Genomic DNA, 23,420 nt, shown 5'->3' with positions numbered 1-23,420 from the left:
GAATGACCCAGTCGTTCACTTGTACGCTCATAAGGCGCTGCTCCCAAAAACTCACTCCGCTCTATTGTCATCGCCTCGTTAAACAACCTTTCTAATACCTCTCTAAAAATTTCCGGCCACTCTGAAATTAGTGCTTCCATTATTGATCCAAATAACTTATCTTGTTTCTGGTTCATGGGTTTTCTCCTTATTTAATTTTGTTACCACTTTTAATATAAGAAAATCCTTGAACCAATTTTACAGAAAAGAATTTACACAAACAAGATAAAATTAAAGTACAATCAAAAAGTATAAATTTTTCGTCAAAAATAAAATGAAGATTTTAATTCAAACAAAAAAGCCCCTGCTTTCATTCAGTCAGGGGCTTTTTGTTCTTAATTACATTTTTCCAACAAATTCCTGAAGGAAATACTCATGGATTCGTGTATCTTCCGTTAACTCAGGATGGAATGTCAGGGCAAGAATATTATCACTTTTCACCATAACAGGTTCCTGGCCGTAAAAGCCGATAGGTTCAACACCTTTTCCAATAGAGACGATACGCGGAGCACGAATAAACACTCCGCTGAACATATTCTTTTCCCTGAAGACAGGTATAAGTACATCATCAATAAAAGAATCAATTTGACGCCCGTAACCATTGCGCTCAACTGAGACATCAAGAACAGAGAGAGTTTTAAAATCATCATTTATGACATTTTTAGCGAGGACAATTAATCCTGCACACGTTCCCATAACAGGTTTGCTGCCTGCAAAATCCTTTACAATATCAAACAAGCCGTTACTGTTCAGCAGTTTCAGAAAAGTTGTGGATTCGCCTCCGGGCAGTACAAGCCCGTCACACTGCTGCAGATCATCAGAAGTCCGAACAATAACAGTCGGAACGCCAAGGCGCTTCAGCATTTTATGATGCAGGGCAAAATCTCCCTGAACACCAAGAACGCCAATAATTTTCGCCATTTACCAGCCTCTCTCCTGAAGCCTCTCTTCAGCAGGAATCTTTGAGATTTCAAGTCCCGGCATTGCTTCTTTAAGCCCTTCTGAAGCCTTTGCAACAACATCAGGATCATCAAAGTGTGTGGTAGCAAGTACTATTGCTTTTGCTCTTGCAGCAGGGTCTTCCGATTTAAATATTCCGGATCCTACGAATACTGTTTCAGCGCCAAGCTGCATCATTAAAGACGCATCAGCAGGGGTTGCAATTCCCCCAGCTGCAAAGTTCGGCACAGGTAGCCTGCCATTCTTCTTTACATACTCCAAAAGCTCAACAGAAACACCCATCTCCTTTGCTTTAGTTACAAGTTCCTCGTTACGAAGAGTTGTAACTTCTCTGATTCCTGACTGAACCATTCTCATATGGCGTACAGCTTCAACAATGTTTCCGCTGCCTGCTTCACCTTTTGTACGAATCAGTGCAGCGCCTTCTGAAATTCTGCGCAAAGCCTCGCCGAGTTCTCTGCATCCGCATACAAAGGGAACCTTGTATCCCCATTTGTCAACGTGGTACTTATCATCAGCAGGTGTTAAGACTTCACTTTCATCAATAAAATCAACACCAAGAGATTGAAGAATCTGTGCCTCTGCAAAATGGCCGATACGACACTTAGCCATTACAGGAACAGAAACAGATTTCATAGTATCCTTGATCATTGCAGGATTGGACATACGGGCCACTCCGCCCTGAGCTCTTATATCAGCAGGAATTCTTTCAAGTGCCATAACTGCAACAGCTCCTGCATCTTCAGCAATTTTTGCCTGTTCAGCAGTTGTGACATCCATAATTACGCCGCCTTTAAGCATTTCTGCAAGGCCGATCTTCAGCCGATATTCTTTTGATATCTTAAACATATGCTACCTCCAAAATCTATATTTAAATTAGAATTTACTGTAATATACTCCGGTCGTATAATGTACAAAAATTTACTTGTATGGTCAATTAAAATTTTTCTTGCTTTTGTAAGTTTTCAGCCTTATTATTTCTTCAAAAGTAAAACAAACCCATTCTTTGTGGAGAATTCTGGTGCCGTTTATTTATATTACTATCATTTTTCTTTATTTTATTTTTTCTATTGCCATTTCATTGGCAATTCACAAGAAAGAATCTTGTGCTGTAAGAAATCTGCCATCTGTATCAGTCATTGTTGCAGCACGTAATGAGGAGAATGTAATTACTTATTGCCTTGATTCCCTTGACAATCTGGACTATCCTGAAAATCTTCTGGAAATCGTTCTTGTTAATGACAGGTCATCTGACAATACCGGCCAAATCATGAAAAAATTTTCTTTTGAATTCAGAAATGTAAAAATCCTGCATTTGAATGAAAACAACAGCAATTTGTCCGGAAAAAGTAATGCACTGAATTCGGGAGCTGATATATCTTCAGGTAAAATTCTTTTTTTTACTGATGCAGATTGTGAAGTTCCGCGAAACTGGATCAGGGAAATGTTAGAAAAGATGCCTGATAACAATACAATTGTATCAGGGTTTCTGTTTCTTGATAAATACAAAAACAACCGATTCTCATCTTTGTTCAGCCGTCTTCAATCACTCGATTGGATTTTATTCTGTTCAATGGGAATGGCAGCGGCAAACACAGGCCGTCCTCTTTCAATATTCGGAAATAACTTTGCAGTATATAGAAAACTTTTCATGGAAATCGGAGGATTCGGATACCATCCTACAGAAGACTATGCCTTTATGCGCAAAGCTGTAAAAGAGAAGGATGCAAAAGTTGTTTTCTCTCTTTCTCTTAACTCCGGAGTCTTTACCCGTCCTGTAAGCAGAATAAACGATTTCATATCTCAGAGAAAGAGATGGGCTATAGGTACAAAGAAGAGAGATATTCTCTCTATCGGGCTTCTGTTTTTCTCAATAATTGCATTATGGGCGAGCCTTATTTTAACATTCAGCGGTGAATTATTGTACGGCATATCAGGATTCTTATTAATAACTTTATCAGATGCAGTTATATTATTTAAACCTCTTTCAATATTAAAGAAGCTATACCTTTTAATGGATATTGTACTTTATAAACTTTTTTTTGCAGTTTACACTTTGACTATTCTGCTGCTATCCATTTTTAATACCAGCGTTTTTTGGAAGGGAGATAAAATTAAAGAATAGCGAATCATGACCGTAACAAATAACAGCATTTAAGGAGTTTCATGCAAGACATTACACACATTTTACCATTTATTTCTCTGTATGCAGAGATTCACTATAAATTTTTTGGATTCAGTCTCATCTCAAAAAACCTGCCTGAGGTTATCATTGACGTTCCTTCCAGGCTTGAATTAAACAGGAAATTACCTATACTGATTCTTGTGAAAGATTCAGATAAATATCCGTGCACTCTTATGCCTGTCAAAGCAGAGATAGAATCCGGAGCAAAGAAAAAAACCGTAGAAATAACAGACATAGCAGAAAATCTCAATAAACCTATGTGGCATAAAATTGTTTTTTATGAGCCGGATAAGAATATTCACGGCAAAATTCGAATTAATTTTACTATAAATCTGAAGCGAAAAAAAAGAACTTATACATTTTTCAACAGCACATACAACACAGGTATTAACCGGCCTCTTGAAGTTTACATCTCCAGCAGTCATCTTCCAGGTTCGTATACTGCAGTTTTCGGCGATATTCACACCCATTCTTCATATACTTCGGATCAGGTTGAATTCGGCTCTCCCATTAATGCTATTGTGGAAATGGGAAAAGCTGCAGGCCTTCAATGGGCTGCAGTTACAGACCATTCCTACGACCTTGACAATATGCAATCTGACTATCTTAAAAAAGATCCGAAATTAACAAAATGGACAACCTTTAAAAAAGACGTTTCTGATTTAAATAAACAGCAGCCTTTTATAATTCTCCCCGGAGAAGAGGTTTCATGCGGTAACTCCAAAGGAAGAAATATTCACCTCCTGGTTATTAATAACAGAAAATTTATTCCAGGATCAGGTGACAGTGCCGAAAAATTACTGTCAAACAAACCAGACATTTCTGTAAAAAATGTATTGGATAGAATTGAAAAACAATCAATTGCATTTGCAGCGCATCCTGAAGTAAAAATCCCGCTTTTACAAAAATTATTACTTAACAGAGATTCCTGGACATCGCCTGATTATTTTCATAAAAAGCTCACCGGGATACAAATTCTTAACGGACAAAATAACGATGCTTTTAAGAAAGGAATACAAAAATGGATATCTCTTTTACTAAGCGGGAGAAAAATTTCAATCGCAGCAGGAAGCGATTCTCACGGCTTTTTTAACAGATTTATACATGTCGGCACTGCTTTTCTATCTGTCAAAGAAGAATACGATAAACACATTTTCGGACAGATGAGAACAGGAGTTCTACTGTCAAAAAAAATCATGAATTACAAATCTCTTCTTGATTCAATCAGGAATGGAAACACGGTTATTAGTTCCGGCCCTTTCATGAACATACATACCGAAGGTAATTACAATACAAACGCGGGGCCCGGGGAGATTCTGAAAAATGATTTGGCTGCTGTCAGCATTCATTGTCAATCGTCTCCTGAGTTCGGGACTCTTAAGAAATGCATAATCTACGCCGGAGATATTGTCAATAAGGAAGAATCTATAGTTTATGAAATTACATCATTTGAAAATAAATATAACTTTAATGAATACATCAGAGTATCGTCAAATATTTCCAAAGGATATATCAGGGGAAAATTAATAACTGTATTAAACGAGAAGGAATTCTTCTGCATGACTAACCCTGTTTATATTGACGCCTTGCCTTAAAAAAATATTGAAAAACGAACGCCCGTTGTAGGGAAATTTCCGCCCTGGTGTTCTCTCGCAGCGCCCGCAACGCACGCAAAGGAAAAACAAGGAAAAAGGATAAGGGATAAGGGATAAGACAAAAGACGGTATATGGTATAAAGGTATATGGCAGAGTTGTTTTGCCGGCATCTGAAAATCTCCGCATATGACGGTACCATAGGGGGTGTCATTCCCAAAATCTTTTATTGGGAATCCAGGGGCGGAAGGGTTAATCACAAATGTATATAATTCCTCCACACCTCCCTGGTTTCCCGCTTTCGCGGGAAAGACAGAATTGAAGATTCTTGCCGGCATCTGAAAATCTCCAATCATTTTTTTTAATTCGTGAGAATTCGTGGATTAATTCGTGAATAGCAAATATAATCATCCCTCAAACCATACATTGTCATCCCCGACTATAGATCGGAGATTGGAAAGGAGCTGCGGTACAGGATTAATACTGAAATCTTTTGACTGCAGAAGTATATCAGAACCATTATTTTTTACATTTAAAAGCAAAGTGCAATTGCCCGGATATTTTTTTACAAGATCTTTCATTGCATAAACATCGTTTTCATTAATTAAATCCGTATTAATGTTTACACACAATTTTTTAATAAACTTCAATCTTGCATTTTCAAGAGGCATAACTTCAGAACAGATTATATTCGGTTCCGAATCTTCGTCTCTTCTGTCCACCTTACCCTTGACAACAACCATCTCATCAATTCTTATCAGTTCTTCATACTCTTCATAAATGCTTGAGAATGCTATTACTCTTACAGTACCGGTAAAATCTTCAAGTGTAAAAAATGCTGTTTTACGGTTTTTTCTGTCGAGGTTTGTTTTCAATTCTGTTATAATACCGCAGATTCTTACAACGGCTCCTGATTTTTTTCTGTCTATATGTTCAATCTCAGGACGTGCAATTGCATTAACATCATCTTTAAACTTTAAAAGCGGATGTCCTGATACATATATTCCAAGGAGTGCCTTTTCTTTGCGCAGCATCTCTTCCTGCGGCCAGGGCTCAACTTCCGGGAGATCAGGTTCCAGCTTAAGATTATCCTCACTTTCTCCAAAAATCGAGGTTTGGCCTTTTATCAGATCCTGTTTGCGGTTCTGAGCCATACTTAATGCCCTCGGCAGAAAAATTGCTTTCTGCGCTCTTGTACCCTCCAGAGAATCCATTGCACCGGATTGTACAAGGCTTTCAATTACTTTTTTATTATTAAGCCGTAAATTTATATTTTGACAGAATTGATACAGTGTTTTAAATTTTCCGCTTTTTTCACGTTCTTCAATTATTGATTCTATTGCGCCCTTACCGACATTCTTTATTGCTCCAAGGCCGAATCTGATTCCATCATCAGTAACCGAAAAATAATAATAGCTCTCATTTACATCCGGTGGCAGTACTTTTATTCCAAGCCTGCTGCATTCATTTATCAAAGTTACAACACGGCTTGAGTTTCCCATTTCGCTTGTAAGGTTTGCTGCCATAAACTCTTTTGGATAATGCGCTTTAAGATATGCAGTTTGATATGCTACAACTGAATAACATGTTGCATGGGATTTATTAAAGCCGTATTCGGCAAATTTGTAAATAAGTGCAAATATTTCTTCTGATCTTTTCTCCGGTATATTGTGAAGTTCCCTGGCGCCTTTTATAAAATCCGCCTTCTTTTTATCCATCAATACAGTGTCTTTTTTACCCATAGCTTTTCTTAATACATCGCCTTCGCCAAGGCTGAAACCTGCAAGAACATTAGCTATTTTAATCACTTGTTCCTGATAAATAATGACTCCGAAAGTTTCTTTAAGTACAGGTTCTGCAACAGGGTGCAGGTACTCGACTTTTTTCTTTCCGTGTTTGTAATCAATAAAATCTTCAATCCAGTTCATCGGGCCCGGGCGGTAAAGAGCATTCATTGCAATTATATCTTCAATCACAGTGGGCTGCAGTTTACGGAGATACTCTCTCATGCCGGTACTTTCAAACTGGAAAATACCTATTGTTTCTCCGTTTGCAAAAATTTTAAAAGTTTCTTCATCATCAAGGGGTATAGTGTCTATATCAATATCAATTCCTCTGTCCCTTAATGCTCTTACAGTCTGATCTATAACAGTAAGCGTCCGAAGGCCCAGAAAATCCATTTTAAGCACACCAACTTCATCAAGAGATTTCATCTCGTACTGGGTTGTTACATCCCCGTGAGCAGATTTGTAAAGAGGGACGTAATCAGTTAATTCACCTGGAGTAATTACAACGCCTGCAGCATGAGTTGAAGCATGTCTTGCAAGGCCTTCCAGCACAAGAGAATATTCATAAAGCCGCCTGTGGATTTCATCCTTTTCGCATGCTTCACGAAATTCTTTGACTTTTCTGAAAGTTTCTTTAAGTGTTGTTCCTGGCTGTACAGGAATCATTTTAGCAATTCTGTCTACTTCTCCGTAGGAAATTTTAAGGACTCTTCCCACATCCCGAATTACAGCTCTGGCATTCATTCTTCCGAAAGTGATAATCTGTGTTACATTATTTTCGCCGTATTTCTGCCTGACATATTTGATTATTTCTTCCCGCCTCTCATAACAAAAATCAATATCAATATCAGGCATTGAAATTCTTTCGGGATTGAGAAATCTCTCAAAAATCAAATCATACCTAATCGGGTCAATATTTGTAATACCAAGAACATAAGCAATAACACTCCCTGCAGCAGAGCCTCTTCCCGGCCCCACAGGTATTTTCTGGCTCCTGGCATACTCGATAAAATCCATCACAATCAGAAAATATCCGGTATAACCCATCTTTTTAATTATTGAAAGTTCGTAATTGAATCTCTCCTCAAGTTCGGGTGTGACAGTCTTATACCGTTTTGTTAACCCTTCACGGCACTTTTTCTCAAAATAATCATCAAGGGATACTTCTCCTCCTGATTCCGGTACTGTAAAATTAGGCAGATAATTTGTATCAAGATCAAGAGTAAGGTTGCACTTTGCTGCAATCTCCAATGTTGCGGATATTGCTTCAGGTATATCCTTAAAGAGTGCTTCCATCTCTTTTGGAGATTTAAAATAATTCTGATCAGATGTAAACCTCATACGCTTAGGATCATCAAAATCCTTGCCTGTCTGTATACATAAAAGTATATCCTGAGCTTTTGCATGCTCCTTTTTCAGGTAATGGATATCGTTTGTAGCTACAACGGGAATGCTCAGCTCTTTTGAAAGTTCAATCAGCCCCCTGCGTGCGATTTCTTCCTCTTTAATACCGTGATCCTGAAATTCAAGATAATAATCATCCTTAAAAAGATCCCTGAAGAAAACAGCAGCTTTCCGTGCTCCTTCGTAATCGCCTCTGATTATTTTATACGGTACTTCCCCCTGTATGCAGCTGCTCATACATACAAGCCCCTCTGAGTGTTCTTTAAGAATCTCCTTGTTAATACGCGGTTTATAATAAAAGCCCTTAATGTATGCATAAGAGCTCAATTTCATAAGATTCACGTATCCTTTAATATCTTTTGCAAGAAGTATTAGATGGAAAGCCCTGGATTCCCCTTTCTTTCTATTATCTTTATTTCCCGAAGAATCAACATCAGGGGCAACATAAGTTTCTATTCCTATGATAGGTTTTATTCCTGCAGCCTTTACTTTTTTATAAAATGGTATTGCCCCGAACATATTCCCATGGTCTGTAATTGCAATAGCTTCCATGTTATACTTTTTGGCAGTCTCAACCATATCAATAATACGGCATGCACCGTCAAGCAGGCTATAATGTGTGTGATTATGCAGATGTACAAAAGAGGACATTTTTATTCCCGTCTAAGACTTTATAATTTCATGTAATAAGAGCTTCTCTGTCTCTCCATATTTCAGCTCCAAGGCTTTTAAGCTTCTCTTCTATTTTTTCGTATCCGCGGTCTATATGATAGACACGTGAAACATCTGTTCTGCCTCTTGCTACAAGGCCGGCCAAAATAAGTGATGCACTTGCACGCAGATCTGTTGACATAACAGGAGCACCTGAGAGATATTCTGATCCCTTAACAACTGCAACATTATTATCAAGAGTAATGTCAGCGCCAAGACGTTTTAGTTCTGCTACATGAGTAAATCTGTCATGAAAAATAGTATCTGTGATTATTGATGAACCGGAAGCTATACTCATCAGAGCCATCCATTGAGCCTGCATATCTGTGGGAAATCCAGGGTAAACAGCGGTTGTTACATCAACAGGCGACACTCTTCCGTCAGAACTTACATGCATAGATCTGCCGTTTATCTCAATTTCAGCGCCGCTGTCAATCAGCTTGTCTGTAACTGCCGATACCTGCTCAGGTAACATGTTTTCTATTATTACATCACCTCCGGTAATATGCGCTGCGACCATAAAAGTTGCAGCTTCTATCCTGTCCGGAATAATTTCACAATCTGCAGGCGATAGTTTTTCTACTCCTTTAATTTCTATTCTCTCGGTACCATCACCTTTTATATCTGCACCCATAGATTTTAAAAATTTGGCAAGAGCAATAATCTCCGGCTCCTTGGCAGCATTTTCAATAATTGTTGTTCCCTCTGCGAGAGAGGCAGCCATTAGTAAATTGCCTGTTGCACCCACACTCGGAAGATCAAGAGAGATATGCGTGCCCTTTAATTTTTCAGCTTTTGCTACAATATATCCGCTATCAATCTCTATTTCTGCACCGAGGCGTCTTAATCCCTCAATGTGCAGGTTAACCGGCCGCGGGCCCCATGCACATCCTCCGGGAAGAGAAACTTTTGCATAACCGAATCTCGCAACAAGCGGCCCAAGCACGTAAATTGAGGCCCTCATTGTTTTTACCAAATCGTAAGGAGCTTCCAGGCTTGAACACGTTTGTGAAAAAATATCAACATTGTCATTTTCAAATTTGATTTCTATTCCTATACTTGCAAGCAATTTTGCCATTGTTTTTACATCTTTAAGCTGCGGGACATTACTAATTTCATACTTTCCATCGCAAAGCAGAGTTGCTGCCATTATTGGAAGCACTGCATTTTTTGCTCCGCTTATTCTGACACTGCCCTCAAGTTTTTTCCCGCCGACTACAACCAGTTTATCCATATAAAGCATCTATTACCTTTCTTCAAAAATCAGTTCTCTTGCACTCTGCAGGGCAGATTCAGTTACGGATTCTCCTCCAAGCAGTTTTGCAATCTCCGCTACTCTCTCATTGTCTGAAAGAATTCGGATATTTGTAAGTGTGCGCCCGTTGTCAACATTTTTAGAAACGCTGTAATGCGCATCTCCGAGAGACGCAATCTGCGGCAGATGCGTAATACATATTACCTGGTGATTAAGTGATACTTCTTTAAGTTTTTTCCCGACAATACGCGCAATTCTGCCTGAAATACCGCTGTCAATTTCATCAAAGATCAAAACAGGAATCTGATCTGTCTCTGCAAATACTTTTTTAAGGGAGAGCATTATCCGCGATATTTCACCGCCGGATGCTACTTTTGCAAGAGGGCGTATGGATTCCCCGCTGTTAAGAGATATGAAAAATTCCGCCTTATCAATTCCATCAGAGGTAACATTATATCGAACATTATCAATAACTACAGGGCCTGAATCCGAACTGTTCCTGATCAATTTGACATTAAAAACTGCTTTGCCAAGCCCCAGTTCTCTGAGAGATTCTTCTATTCTCAGCTCCAGTTTCTTTGCCAGTTCCATACGCATTTCAGAAACACTTATGCAGAAATCAGTAAGCAGGCTAATCTCTTTTGAAAGATCAAGCTTTACAGAGTTTATCTGTTCTTCGACATTTTCAATTGAGTCAAGCTCATCTTTGGCTGTATTGAAAAAATTTAAAACTTCTTCGATTGTTGTTCCGTATTTCTTTTTCAACATTGAGAACAGCCCCAGCCTGTCTCTTATCTCCTGAAGTTTTTCAGGATCAAATTCGACAGAGGATACATACTCACTCAACCCGATACTTATCTCTTCTACTGCAATCCTCGCGGAATCACATTCGCTCTGCCATTTTTCAAGGCCGGGGTCAATCCTTACAAGCGTTGTAAAAAGAGAAACAGCCTGTGAAAGGTTTTCAGATACGGAATTTTCTCCTTCGTACAGCATCTTTTGAAGCTCTGCTGCAGTCTGGAATATCTTTTCTGCATTGGAAAGAATTTTATCTTCTTTTTCCAGTTCTTCTTCTTCTCCAGGTTTGGGATCTGCATCTGAAATTTGCTTCACCTGAAACTGCAAAAGCTCCTGTTTCTCCTTTGCTGTTTTCTGTAGGGAAACAAGCTTTTCGAGCTTTCTGTTCAAAGCAGTAAATCTTGAAAATGAATCATTCAATTTATCAAGCAGATCTTTATCCATACCGAAGCTGTCAAGGTATCTTATGTGCGTATCTGCATTAAGCAGAGCCTGATGAGCATGCTGGCCGTGCAGGTCTGCAAGGGAATTACCTATTTGGGAAAGTACTGCACCTGTAACAGGCGAGTCATTAACAAAAGCCCTGCTTCTCCCGTTTGAAAAAACCTCCCGCCTGATAATTAATTCATCTCTGTCTAATTCAATTAAATTCTTCACTGCTTCTGCTGCTGCTGCTTTCGGGACATAAAAAACACCTTCCACAACTGCTTTTTCCGCACCCTGCCTTACTGAATCTTTCTGCGCCCTGTCTCCGAGCAGCAGGCCCATTGCTCCTATTATAATCGATTTCCCGGCACCCGTTTCACCTGTAATAATATTAAGGCCGGCATGAAAATCCGTTTCCAGCTCATTAATTAATGCATAATTCCTGATGTATAATTTTTTTAACATTTTTTAAATAGACTCATTTATAAAAAAGGAATTTATCTTACAAGGGCAATCTTGCCTGTCGTTCTTTCCCTGCTGCCATTTTCAACTACTACAATGTAGATACCGCTTGCAGCTTTATTCCCCCTGTCATCATTACCATCCCAGAATATTTGTCTGCCCAGAATTTGATTTTTCGAAAAATACCTTATAAGATAACCACTTGATGTATAAATTGCAACAACACTATTCAATGCCAGATTATCAATAAGTACTTTTCCATATTTTTCCGGTATGAAAGGATTTGGATAAATCTTTACTGATGTTAATTTTTTCAAAGGTTCTGAAAAAGGTGTGGAAATTACACTTATCCCATGGCTTGTCGATACGTAAAGCTTCCCACTCATTTTATGAAAAAAAAGTGATGAAATATCATTGCTTACAAGATAACTATTCTCTTCTGTAAAAAGATACCATTTGTATTCCGACTGAGAGAAAAAATTCAGTCCTTCATCAGTTCCGACCCAGATATTATTTGCACCGTCTACAGCAACATCCTTAATATTATCTGAAACAAGGCCGTAATGACGGCTAATTGAATTTTCATATATGGTATACAATCCGTTGGGAGTCCCAACCCACATAATACCGTCTCTGTCTCCTGCAATCCCGGTAATAGTGTTCGATCCAAGGCCGTCAGAACTTGAAATATGCGTAACAATATCATCTGTACGCTGTTCCGGTGTTCCGAAATCGTCAAAAACATAGATCCCTTTATCTTCCGAACCGATCCATTTTCTTCCTGCTGCATCAACGGAAATTGAAATCAATTTTATACTGTTTATTCCGTCACTTCCCCCGAAATATATCCAGTTATTATTATGCACACATACAAGAGGAAGGCCGTTTACCGCACGATAGTTCAGCATCCAAAGATTATCATAGTTGTCTTTTACCATGTCTCTGACAACACAATAGTTGTGATCTTCAGATACACCTGCCAAATATCCGTTTTTCGGATGATACCTCGTTATAACATCTGTTGTGTCAACAGAATAAACTCCTCCCCCCCACGAACCTGTCCAGATATTTTTATTTGAATCTTCCGCTATACACATAATCTCATTTGACCACATTTCCTGTTCAGAAGAACGATCGAAAATGGTCCATCCGGAACTTCTTTTTAAAAAAAACCCGCCGCCTCTCGAACAGACCCATTCTCTTCCCATATCATCAAGAAATGCGGAAGTTATAAGATTGTTTGTTATTGAATCAATTTTATAAGAATTCCAGAGTCCCGAATCAGGAGTATAGCTCCATATTGACGCATCTGCTGCTCCCCATATTTTATCAGAACCTGCTGAAAGAAATTCAAGATTTGCAGGGCTGCCCGTTACTGGTGTCCAATTTGCGCCATCTCTTCTTAACATTCCATTTTTATCAGTAAGATAAAGTTTATTATTAAACATTAAAAGACTTAACACCTGTCCCGAATAAATTTTCTGCCATACATTATCTTTCCATGAGTAACCACCGGAATTTGAGCCTGCAAACAATTCTCCGCTTTCAGACAGCACCATGCTGTTTACATTAAGCCCTCCCGGCCCTTCTGTTTTTGAAATATTCTGCCATGCAGACGGGTCAAGAAGATTTGCAGAATTTATTTTTGCAATACTTATGCTCTGGTCTGTTGCCGCAATAATATAACTTTTGTTATGCACAATAAAATTTGCAGTAATATCTCTGTCAACATCTGTTCCAAGGTGCCTGTAAGTCTCCTTAACCTCTTTTTTTGATACAATGTACAGGCTGACTCCTATATCAAGCCCTACAAATAGCGAATCACCAGACAGATCAATATATGTTATCGGATGATCGATATAATCCTCAATTGTATCCCATAATCCGGACGAAGAGCTGTAATGCTGCATATGGCCGCTCTGGAAACCAATCCATACAGAGCCGTCTGCACCTGAAGCTATTGAAGTGATTTCCCTGGATGCAAGCCCTTCTGTTTTGGTCAGATATGAAATCACAGATGACTTCGGGTCCACTCTTACAATTCCCCCTTCAGTTCCGAACCATGCTGCATAATCAGATACAGATGAAGAGCTTATATTTGTTTTGGCTGATATAGTATTCCAGTCAAACTGCTGAGCCCTCAGTGCATTTTCAAAAAAAATTGCCGCAATCAGCGCAATATGCCATAACAACACTTTTCTCATTAAATTCTCCCGATAAGATCTGCCATTTCAATTGCACTAAGAGCTGCCTGCCATCCCTTGTTGCCGTTCTTGGTTCCGGCTCTTTCAATAGCCTCATCAATTGTGTCGGTTGTAAGCACACCGAAAATTGTCGGTATACCTGTCTGCATTCCAATCTGTGCTACTCCCTTTGTAACCTCAGATGCAACGTATTGGAAATGCGGCGTACCGCCTCTTATAACTGCAGCAAGGCATAAAACAGCATCATAATTACCGGATTCAGCCATTTTTTTTGCAACAGTAGGTATTTCAAATGATCCCGGCACCCAGACAACTGTGATATTTTCCTCCTCCCCCCCGTGTCTGTTTATACAGTCAAAAGATCCTTCTAACAGACGCGTAGTAATAAATTCATTGAACCTGCTTACCACTATTCCGAATTTTTTGCCTTCTGCCTTAAGTTGGCCCTGAATAGTATTAATCATGCCGCCCTCCTTAACAAGATTTTTAATATACATTTTTTTATGTATTTTTCACAATAATCATATCAGGTGATATCAAATGTCCCAGTTTGTCACGCTTGGTCTGAAGATACCTGCAGTTCACATGGTTTGCAGCTATTTCAATTGGGATCCTCTCCACAACCTCCAGCCCGTAACCCTTTAATCCTATTATCTTTTTAGGATTATTTGTAAGAAGCTTTATTTTGGATACTCCAAGATCCTTTAAAATCTGTGCACCAACACCGTAATCACGGAGGTCTGCAGGGAAACCGAGATCTTCATTTGCCTCTACAGTATCCCTTCCCTGATCCTGCAGCCTGTATGCTTTAATTTTATTGCTCAAACCAATCCCCCTGCCTTCCTGGCGCATGTATAGAAAAACTCCTCTTCCCTCCTTGTCAATCTGCTTCATAGCCATAGCAAGCTGGTCTCCGCAATCACACCGCATAGAACCGAACACATCCCCTGTAAGGCATTCGGAATGCACTCTGACCATAACAGGTTCATCACCTGAGATATCTCCCTTAACAAGAGCAAGATGATGATGCTCATCAATGTCGCTCTCATAAAGATGAAGTGTAAACTCTCCGAATTTTGTAGGAAATTTCGTTGTAACAACAAGCCTTACAAGTTTATCATTATGATTACGGTATTCAATTAAATCCCTTATACTTACAATTTTCAACCCGAATTGTTTTGCCACTTCAAGCAGCCTGGGCAGCCTTGCCATTGTTCCGTCATCATCCATTATTTCACACAGCATGCCTGCAGGATAGAGGCCTGAAAGTCTTGCAAAATCAACAGTTGCTTCTGTGTGACCTGCCCTGCTTAAAACTCCCCCTTTTTCAGCTTTCAGAGGAAAAATATGGCCCGGCCTTGCAAGATCATCAGGCCGTGATTTGGGATCAATTAATACTCTAACGGTTTCTGCTCTGTCATGAGCGCTTATACCTGTTGTTATTCCATGTGCAGCATCTACAGACACGGTAAAAGATGTTCCGAGCAGAGAAGTATTATGCCTTACCATTTCTTCAATGCCGAGTTGATTTAATCTCTCTTCTCTCATTGCAATACAGATAAGCCCTCTACCGTATTTTGCCATAAAATTTATCGTGTCTGCTGTTGCATATTCGGCTGCTGCAACAAAATCACCTTCATTCTCACGGTCTTCATCGTCAACAACAATGATTACTTTGCCATTTTTAATATCTTCAATAGCGTCTTCAATAGAATCAAGTACTGACATAGTTTAATCAACCTCTCTTACAGTATAAATAATTTAAATGAAATTAAAAACCCAAAGAACGCAGTTTATCCAGTGTTAAACTGCTTTCCTTCTCAGGATTTATTGATACCATTTTCTCAACATATTTAGCAATAATATCAAACTCAATATTTATTCTGTCGCCCTGTTTTGCATAACGGAAAACCGTATTATCCCATGTGTAGGGAATAACTGCAACTTTAAAACTTCCTCTTCCCGTTCCAGCAATTGTCAAGCTTACACCGTTAAGGGTTACAGAGCCTTTTTCAACAATATATTTTTCTTTTGATAAATCAGGATTTGATATTTCCACAATTCTGGATTCTCCGTCACTTTTAATATTGATAATTCTGCCGGTTAAATCCACATGTCCCTGTACAATATGCCCCCCAAGCCTTTTATTTAATGTCAACGCCCTTTCAAGATTTACCCTAGCTCCCGCTTTAATTACCGATAGAGTGCTTCGCTCCAATGTTTCAGAAACAGCATTTACAGTAAAATACACCTTTGTAACATCTGTTACGGTCAGGCAGACCCCGTTTACAGCAATAGAATCCTCTATTTTGCAATCTTCCATAATTCTTTTTGCTTCTATTATAATTTTTATTCCCCTGGTTCCGGGGATCACTTTTCGGACAATTCCAATCTCTTCGATAATACCGGTAAACATCAAAACCTCCCGTCAAACATCATATCCGCACCGGATTTTTTCCACGAAAATTCCTTAAACATAACTGCCTTGTCAGGTGATAAAATTGATAAATCTCCGATACTTTCTGTTCCGCTGCCAAAAATTTTCGGAGCCACAAATACTACTATTCTGTCTGCCATTCCGTTTCGTATAAATGCAGTAAAAACTTCCCCTCCTCCTTCAACAAGTATTGAAGAAATATTCTCTCTTGCAGCTCTTTTCAAAACAGCATGGATACTGACCCTGCCTGCTTCATCCTGAGGCACCTTCCATACACTGCAGCCTTTTTCTTTAAACATCTCGATTCTTCCCTTCGCAGCCCTTTTAGTAGTAGCAATAATGCTCTTGTATTCTGCTGCTGTTGCAACAATCTCAGAATCAACAGGTATACGCAAAACAGAATCAAGTACGATACGCACACCTGTTCTGCCTTTTACATGCCTTACTGTAAGTTTTGGATTATCAGATATAGCAGTTCCGGCTCCAATTAAAACAGCATCATACTCATTCCTTAAAAGGTGGACTCTCCTGCGCGAGATATCGCCTGTAATCCACTTAGAAAGCCCGTTTCGCGTAGCAATTTTACCGTCAATTGTCTGGGCAATCTTCAGGGTTACAAACGGTTCATGCTTTGTAATAAATTTATTGAAAACTTCATTTAACCGCTTTGATTCATCCTCACATACACCTTTCACTACTTCAATGCCGTTATCACGAAGTTTTTTAATTCCTTTACCTTTAACAAGAGGATTAGGGTCAACCTGTCCGATTACTACTTTTTTTATTCCGGAAGAAATTATTATATCAGTACAAGGAGGGGTTTTACCAAGATGGCTGCATGGTTCGAGATTTACGTAGAGAACCGAACCTTTTACAGCATCAGGTTCAGCTTTCAATATTGCATTGCGTTCAGCATGATAATCTCCGTAAAGCCTGTGATAATCTTCAGAAATTACCCTACCATTCTTTACTATAACAGCTCCTACAAGGGGATTGGGAGAGACACTGCCTCTGCCTTTTTTTGCCAGCGCAATAGCTCTTCTCATAAAAAATTCTTCATTCATTAAAAAAACCCCGGAATTATTTTTCTTTCGGGGTTTATAAGGCAAAATATTTTAATTTTTGTGTCTGCCTCTTTCATCCGGACTATTACCGTCGGCACCAAAATTTCACTGGTTCAGCCTTACAGGAATACCCTGAAGGCACGTGGGCTTTAACCACCGGTGAGGAATTCCACCTCGCCCCGAAGAAGACCTGTAAATATAGTGATTGTTTAACCTTATGTCAAGAGCTATTTTGTTCATTTAAAAGCAAATAGTACTATTTATTGAAAAAAAATATAAAAAAATACAATATATAGTATTTTAATCTTGACTTTTTCATTTACACTTCTTAAGTTATAAGCGTTAATCATACCATAAACTTCTTAAAAAAAGAGACCTTTTATGTCTAAAGATACTGACTTAAACAGCCGGACAGATAAAAATCTGTTCGACTTCGACGACAACGGCCACAATTCATCGAATTCAATTATAATTGAAGGAGAAACAATTTTATTGCCTCAGGATAAAAAATTGACACCAGACAATAAAATCAAAATTGAGGATGACCCTGTGGATTTATCACCTCCTGTAAAACCAGAGGTCTCTGCCAATGCTCAAAAGGTACTGGAAAAAAGATATCTTAAAAAAGACATGAATGGAAATGTAATTGAGACACCTGAAGAACTTTTCAGGCGCGTTGCTCATTACATTGCCAAAGCTGATAAATTTTACGACCCTGAATCTGACCTGGAATCCACAGAAAATAAATTTTACAGCATGATGGCCCGGCTTGAATTCATGCCTAACTCCCCTACCCTGATGAATGCAGGCAGGGAACTCGGCCAGCTTTCTGCATGCTTTGTTCTGCCTGTTGAGGACTCCATGGAATCGATATTTGAAACCATAAAAAACACTGCAATGATTCACAAATCAGGCGGCGGAACTGGATTTTCATTCTCAAAAGTCCGTCCCCAAAATGATATCGTAAAATCAACATTGGGTATTGCTTCAGGCCCCATCTCATTTATGCACGTATTTGATATCGCAACGGAAACTGTTAAACAAGGCGGAACCAGGCGCGGTGCAAACATGGCAATACTCAGAGTCGACCATCCTGATATTTTAGATTTTATAAAATCAAAAGAAGAAGACAAAAAACTGAATAACTTTAATATTTCAGTTGCAGTAACCGATGCATTCTGGAATGCTCTTGAAAATGATGATGATTACGACCTCATAAATCCCCATTCCGGCAGACATGCAGGAAAACTCAATGCAAAAGAGGTTTTCAGGGAGATCGTTACCAGAGCATGGAAAAACGGTGAACCAGGCATAATCTTTCTTGATGAAATAAACAGAGGCAATCCTACTCCGAAATTAGGTGCAATTGAATCAACTAATCCCTGCGGAGAACAGCCGCTTCTTCCTTACGAATCATGTAACCTCGGCTCAATTAATCTCGCAAAAATGATTAAAAAGGAAGATGGTATTGCAGAGATAAATTTTGAAAAACTTGAAGACACTGTAAGAAATGCGACACATTTTCTTGATAATGTAATTGATATGAATAAATTCCCCCTTAAAAGTATTGAAGAACAGACTAAAAAATCCCGCAAGATAGGGCTTGGTGTTATGGGGTTTGCGGACCTTCTGATGAATCTTGACATTCCGTATAATTCAGAAGAAGCAATTGACGTTGCAAAACAAGTTATGAGCTTCATTGAAGACACATCAAAGAGGAAATCACAGGAACTGGCTCTGCAGCGGGGATCTTTCCCTGCATTTCAGCAGAGTATTTACGGTGAGCGTAACGAACCGCCTTTAAGAAACTCAACCCGTACAACAATTGCTCCCACAGGTACAATCAGTATTATATCCGGCTGCTCAAGCGGTGTAGAACCAATTTTTGCATTATCATTTACACGAAATGTTATGGATAATGATAAGCTTCCGGAAATTCATCCTCTGATTATTGAGCGCTTAAAAGAAGAAAAACTTTATTCGGAAGATCTTGTCCGCAAAATTGCCGATGACGGTTCAGTTCAAAAAATAGATGAAATTCCTGAATCAATAAAAAAGATATTTGTCACTTCTCATGATATTGAACCTGAATGGCACATCCGCATGCAGGCTGCATTTCAGGAATTTACAAACAACGCAGTATCAAAAACAGTAAATTTCCCCAATAGTGCAACAGAAAAAGATGTTGAAACTGTTTACAAAATGGCTCATGACCTTAAATGCAAGGGTGTCACAATATACCGTGACGGAAGCCGTTCCGAGCAGGTATTAAGCAGAGGGATTAACAAAAAGAAAACTTCCGGTACAGCCGCAATAATCACAAAAGGCAGACCCAGTGTATTAAGAGGAATTACAACAAAACTTAACACCGGACAGGGGTCTCTGTATGTCACAATAAATGTTGATGAAAATGACCAGCCGATTGAAGTTTTTGCCAACATAGGCAAAAACGGAGGAGATACTGCTGCTCTTGCCGAGGCTATAGGACGTCTTATTTCAATTGCTCTGCAGAACGGTGTAAGCATCAAGGAAATCAGTAAAACACTGCGCGGGATTACCGGTTCAAGGCCTGTGTGGAACAACGGGAATCTTATAAAATCAGTTCCTGACGGCATTGCTCAGATTCTTCTTGAACAGTTTAATGATGAGGACAGCTCAGCTCTCAAGACTGCTTCCCTAAAAATACACGAATTAAAGGAAGCAACTGCATCTGACAATACAGCTGCCTTAACAGGGCCGGAATGCCCTGAATGCGGGAATATTATGGAAACTGAAGGAGGATGCTCTGTGTGCAGATTCTGCGGATTTTCACACTGCGGGTGAGAAAAGTAGTAATTGACTTTAGATACAGCCCTGTTTTTATTTGATAAAATATAATGCTTTTGAATATTTTCTTTTTTATTTTATGGAAAGAGCCAAGTATATCAAAAAAAATATATAGACAATTGAGTTTATACTGCCATGTTGGGGGGATAAAAACAATTGTATTTATACAGACGTTGTGATGCATAAGAAGAGAGTGAAATTATGAGAAAATATTTAAAATATATAGTCCTTGTATGTTTGATTGTGATCATTGGATCATGTCTTTATTTAAACAGAGAAAGAGGAAATCCAGAAGAAAACTTTGAGTATTTTTTTAAAACATTTGAAAAACATTATGCTCTCTTTAAAGTTAAAAATATAGATTGGAACAAACTATATAGTTATTATGTAAAAAAAATCGATAAAAATACAACCGACGATGAGTTATTTAAAATTTTTCAAGAACTCCTGTATAAACTGAATGATAAACATAGTTATATTTACCGGTTTAATGAGATATATTTTTCAGGATATAATTTACCTTCTTTGAATTATTTTAAATTATTGTCTTTTGATTTTAGAGTTCCTACAAATGACTTTTCTTTAAGACTGATTAAGAAAAAATATTTAAAAACCGGATATGAACAATCATTACGAATTTATTCATTTTTACCGCCAATTGGGACAAGAAAAGTTTTTACAACAGGTTGGCTTTCAGACACAATTGCATATCTTCATATGACAGAAATGAGCAATAAATCTGAAAAAGTTCATAAAGCGATTAATGATTTCTTTGAAAAGTATGGTTCAGCTCAAGCATTTGTTATTGATATTCGAGATAACATTGGAGGGTATTCTGTTCCTGTAAAAGAATTAGCAGAACGATTTGCTGATAAAAAACATTTATATGCTATTTCAAGATTAAGAAACCCTGATAGTATTTATTCATATCAAGAACCTGAAAACTGGACTATTGAACCCAGTTCAGGTGAAAATTACAGTAATCGTCCAGTTACTCTTTTGACAAATAAAAACACTCAAAGTGCAGCAGAATTATTTGCATTAATGATGAAAACTTTACCGAATGTTACATTAATCGGAGATACAACAACAGGTATTTTTTCAGATACACATGTTGGAAAACTTCCGAATGGCTGGGAATATAGAATGTCTGTTAGAAAGACTTGTGATGGTAGCGATATGTTTTTGGAAGATATAGGAATTAAACCAAATAATTTAGTTAAAAATAATAAGAAAGACATTGATAATGGAATAGACAAAGTGCTTGAATATGCAATTAAGCTTTTGTCTAATAAAAAAAGTATATAAAAGGATGAATATAAACAAATTACGCACCACAACACACAGTAAAGGTAATGCGGGCAAAATATTAAATTAAGAGTAAAAGCATTTAATAAATATTTTAGCAGTTTGAAAGTTTGCTCTTTCAAAATCCCGCACTACCCTTACTGCCACCGTTGTGCCCAATGTGTAAAAATATAATAGATAAAAAATATTAGTAAATTACAGAAGAAACAAAACAACGAAGGATATAAGAAACAAATGAAAGTAAAAGAACCATTATTCGACTATATAAGTCCAGATATTGAATATTCGATAAAAAATGGAGATTCGTTAACAGTATTAAAAACATACGAAAGCGGAAAGTTTGATTTAATAATAACTTCGCCCCCCTATAATATAGGCAAATCGTATGAAACTAAAACTTCTATCGAAAATTATCTTACTACTCAAGAAAAGATTATAAAAGAACTAACAAGAGTATTGTCAGAGAAAGGAAGCATTTGCTGGCAAGTTGGCAATTATGTTAGCAAAGGGGAAGTTTTTCCTTTAGATATTTATTATTATCAAATTTTTAAAAAACTTGGACTTAAATTAAGGAATAGAATTATCTGGCACTTCGGACACGGACTTCACGCTTCCCATAGGTTTTCTGGTCGATATGAAACAATTCTTTGGTTTACAAAAACTGATAATTATATTTTTAACCTTGATGATGTTAGAGTACCTTCTAAATATCCTGGAAAACGACATTTCAAAGGACCAAAAAAGGGTCAGTTATCTGGCAATCCTAATGGTAAAAACCCATCGGATATTTGGGAAATCGTTGTAAAAGATTGGGAAAATGAATTATGGAACATACCGAATGTTAAGTCAAATCATCCTGAAAAAACTGTACACCCTTGTCAATACCCAATCGAATTGGTAGAAAGATGCGTTTTAGCTTTAACCAATAAAAATAGTTGGATATTAGATCCATTTTCTGGAGTAGGTTCTGCAATTATTGCCGCAATAAAAAACGGAAGGAATGCTATTGGTATAGATAAAGAAACGGAATATTGTAAAATAGCAGAAAAAAGGATTGAAAATTTAAGAGAAGGGAATTTAAAAATTCGTCCTATTAATAAAGCAATACACAAACCATCTAAAAAAGATAAAGTTGCACAGATACCCAAAGAATGGTTAAAATTAAATTTAAAAGGATAAACTTTATGAAAATATCAAAAAAATATTCGCATTTAAATGGCGAAGAATATTTAATTGTTCACCACAAAAAATTATACAAAGAAATTAAAGATGTTATTTCTTCAATAGATGCTGGAAAATTTAAGACAAAGATCAGTAAAGAAAAAACAATGAAAGGAACTAAACTTTATAGTCCAGTTGACTTGAACAAAGAATTTGATAAAGAATTTCAAAAAAGGAAATGGAAAGAAGGCCGTTACTCTTATTACATCACATTAGATCGGGGTTTAATGGAAAAAACAGTAACAATGCCAGTAAGTGACCAGAAAAAATTTTTAATTGAGAATGGTGAAAAAGAACCCATTTATAGTTACAACCAAACTGATTTTGTTAAAGATAAATTAGCTGTTGAAGTCCAATTTGGTAAATACTCATTTGTAGCATACGATTTATTTGTAAAACATATGCTGTTTTATTCTGGTGGTGTCATTAATTTGGGAATAGAAATTTTACCAACAAAAAAAATGCAGTCACAAATGTCAAGCGGTGTCGCATATTATGAAGGCGAAGTCTACAATGTGATGAGACAAGGAAGGAATAGTCCACCTGTTCCTTTATTGATATTGGGAATTGAACCTTAAACGAAAAGCACGGGCACACAACAATTTATATAAAAAATTGCCGAATCACTAGTAAAATAGAGCATTTAAGTCCTATTGAACTTTGTTATAAATTGGAAAACAAGTGCTTCGAAATCGATTACTTTTCATATACTTAACGTTGAGTCACATTCAGCTAAAGCT

The 23,420-nt window shown here is 37.8% G+C and carries 16 protein-coding genes and 1 riboswitch; of the genes, 6 read left to right on the top strand and 10 right to left on the bottom strand.

Annotation, left to right across the window (positions count from 1 at the left end):
* Positions 1 to 378: 378 nt before the first annotated feature.
* Together pdxT and pdxS are read right to left on the bottom strand one after the other, a co-directional pair.
* Positions 379 to 960: a pyridoxal 5'-phosphate synthase glutaminase subunit PdxT gene (gene pdxT / locus J7K93_09275; GenBank protein MCD6117193.1), complete on the bottom strand. Its 582-nt coding sequence runs from the start codon at positions 958 to 960 to the stop codon at positions 379 to 381.
* Positions 961 to 1,848, bottom strand: a complete 888-nt coding sequence (gene pdxS, locus J7K93_09270) for a pyridoxal 5'-phosphate synthase lyase subunit PdxS (GenBank protein MCD6117192.1) — start codon at positions 1,846 to 1,848, stop codon at positions 961 to 963.
* Positions 1,849 to 2,020: 172 nt separating this feature from the next.
* Here pdxS and J7K93_09265 point away from each other — a divergent pair, with 172 nt between their 5' ends.
* Both J7K93_09265 and J7K93_09260 read left to right on the top strand, forming a co-directional pair.
* Positions 2,021 to 3,124, top strand: a complete 1,104-nt coding sequence (locus J7K93_09265) for a glycosyltransferase (protein ID MCD6117191.1) — start codon at positions 2,021 to 2,023, stop codon at positions 3,122 to 3,124.
* 41 nt (positions 3,125 to 3,165) lie between these two features.
* Positions 3,166 to 4,779: a CehA/McbA family metallohydrolase gene (locus tag J7K93_09260; protein ID MCD6117190.1), complete on the top strand. Its 1,614-nt coding sequence runs from the start codon at positions 3,166 to 3,168 to the stop codon at positions 4,777 to 4,779.
* 405 nt (positions 4,780 to 5,184) lie between these two features.
* On the opposite strand, the gene J7K93_09255 is transcribed toward J7K93_09260, so the two are convergent.
* The 8 genes from J7K93_09255 to ribD are packed head-to-tail and all read right to left on the bottom strand — an operon-like array spanning position 5,185 to position 17,325.
* A complete protein-coding gene (locus J7K93_09255) occupies positions 5,185 to 8,619 on the bottom strand; it encodes a DNA polymerase III subunit alpha (protein MCD6117189.1) in 3,435 nt (1,144 codons plus the stop codon).
* A gap of 28 nt (positions 8,620 to 8,647) precedes the next feature.
* Positions 8,648 to 9,913, bottom strand: coding sequence for a UDP-N-acetylglucosamine 1-carboxyvinyltransferase (gene murA / locus J7K93_09250; protein MCD6117188.1), 1,266 nt, complete (start codon positions 9,911 to 9,913; stop codon positions 8,648 to 8,650).
* 12 nt (positions 9,914 to 9,925) lie between these two features.
* The gene (recN, locus tag J7K93_09245; GenBank protein MCD6117187.1) at positions 9,926 to 11,623 is read right to left on the bottom strand and encodes a DNA repair protein RecN; all 1,698 of its coding nucleotides are present in this window, start codon (positions 11,621 to 11,623) and stop codon (positions 9,926 to 9,928) included.
* A gap of 32 nt (positions 11,624 to 11,655) precedes the next feature.
* Positions 11,656 to 13,824 carry a T9SS type A sorting domain-containing protein gene (locus J7K93_09240; GenBank protein MCD6117186.1) on the bottom strand — a complete coding sequence of 723 codons (2,169 nt, stop codon included), beginning with the start codon at positions 13,822 to 13,824 and terminating at the stop codon, positions 11,656 to 11,658.
* Positions 13,824 to 14,285 carry a 6,7-dimethyl-8-ribityllumazine synthase gene (locus tag J7K93_09235; protein ID MCD6117185.1) on the bottom strand — a complete coding sequence of 154 codons (462 nt, stop codon included), beginning with the start codon at positions 14,283 to 14,285 and terminating at the stop codon, positions 13,824 to 13,826. The genes J7K93_09240 and J7K93_09235 overlap by 1 nt, the downstream gene beginning before the upstream one ends.
* A 40-nt stretch (positions 14,286 to 14,325) precedes the next feature.
* Positions 14,326 to 15,552: a bifunctional 3,4-dihydroxy-2-butanone-4-phosphate synthase/GTP cyclohydrolase II gene (locus tag J7K93_09230; GenBank protein MCD6117184.1), complete on the bottom strand. Its 1,227-nt coding sequence runs from the start codon at positions 15,550 to 15,552 to the stop codon at positions 14,326 to 14,328.
* A 43-nt stretch (positions 15,553 to 15,595) separates the two neighbouring features.
* Positions 15,596 to 16,240 (bottom strand): riboflavin synthase, encoded by a 645-nt coding sequence (locus tag J7K93_09225; GenBank protein ID MCD6117183.1) that lies wholly within the window; start codon positions 16,238 to 16,240, stop codon positions 15,596 to 15,598.
* Positions 16,240 to 17,325 (bottom strand): bifunctional diaminohydroxyphosphoribosylaminopyrimidine deaminase/5-amino-6-(5-phosphoribosylamino)uracil reductase RibD, encoded by a 1,086-nt coding sequence (ribD, locus tag J7K93_09220; GenBank protein ID MCD6117182.1) that lies wholly within the window; start codon positions 17,323 to 17,325, stop codon positions 16,240 to 16,242. The genes J7K93_09225 and ribD overlap by 1 nt, the downstream gene beginning before the upstream one ends.
* 61 nt (positions 17,326 to 17,386) lie before the next feature.
* Positions 17,387 to 17,516, bottom strand: a riboswitch (FMN riboswitch).
* A gap of 190 nt (positions 17,517 to 17,706) precedes the next feature.
* Here ribD and J7K93_09215 point away from each other — a divergent pair.
* From J7K93_09215 to J7K93_09200, 4 genes are all read left to right on the top strand, one after another.
* Complete coding sequence (locus J7K93_09215) at positions 17,707 to 20,148, top strand: vitamin B12-dependent ribonucleotide reductase (GenBank protein MCD6117181.1); 2,442 nt, start codon at positions 17,707 to 17,709, stop codon at positions 20,146 to 20,148.
* A 204-nt stretch (positions 20,149 to 20,352) separates the two neighbouring features.
* Positions 20,353 to 21,459: a S41 family peptidase gene (locus J7K93_09210; protein MCD6117180.1), complete on the top strand. Its 1,107-nt coding sequence runs from the start codon at positions 20,353 to 20,355 to the stop codon at positions 21,457 to 21,459.
* A gap of 234 nt (positions 21,460 to 21,693) precedes the next feature.
* On the top strand, positions 21,694 to 22,638 hold the full coding sequence (locus J7K93_09205) for a site-specific DNA-methyltransferase (protein MCD6117179.1): 945 nt from the start codon (positions 21,694 to 21,696) through the stop codon (positions 22,636 to 22,638).
* Between the two features lie 5 nt (positions 22,639 to 22,643).
* Positions 22,644 to 23,258 (top strand): restriction endonuclease, encoded by a 615-nt coding sequence (locus tag J7K93_09200; GenBank protein ID MCD6117178.1) that lies wholly within the window; start codon positions 22,644 to 22,646, stop codon positions 23,256 to 23,258.
* Positions 23,259 to 23,420: the final 162 nt, after the last annotated feature.

It is taken from the genome of bacterium (assembly GCA_021158245.1).
Lineage (GTDB): Bacteria > Zhuqueibacterota > QNDG01 > QNDG01 > QNDG01 > QNDG01.
Note: the sequence above shows the minus strand (reverse complement) of the source record. Positions and strands in the feature narration are given on the sequence as shown.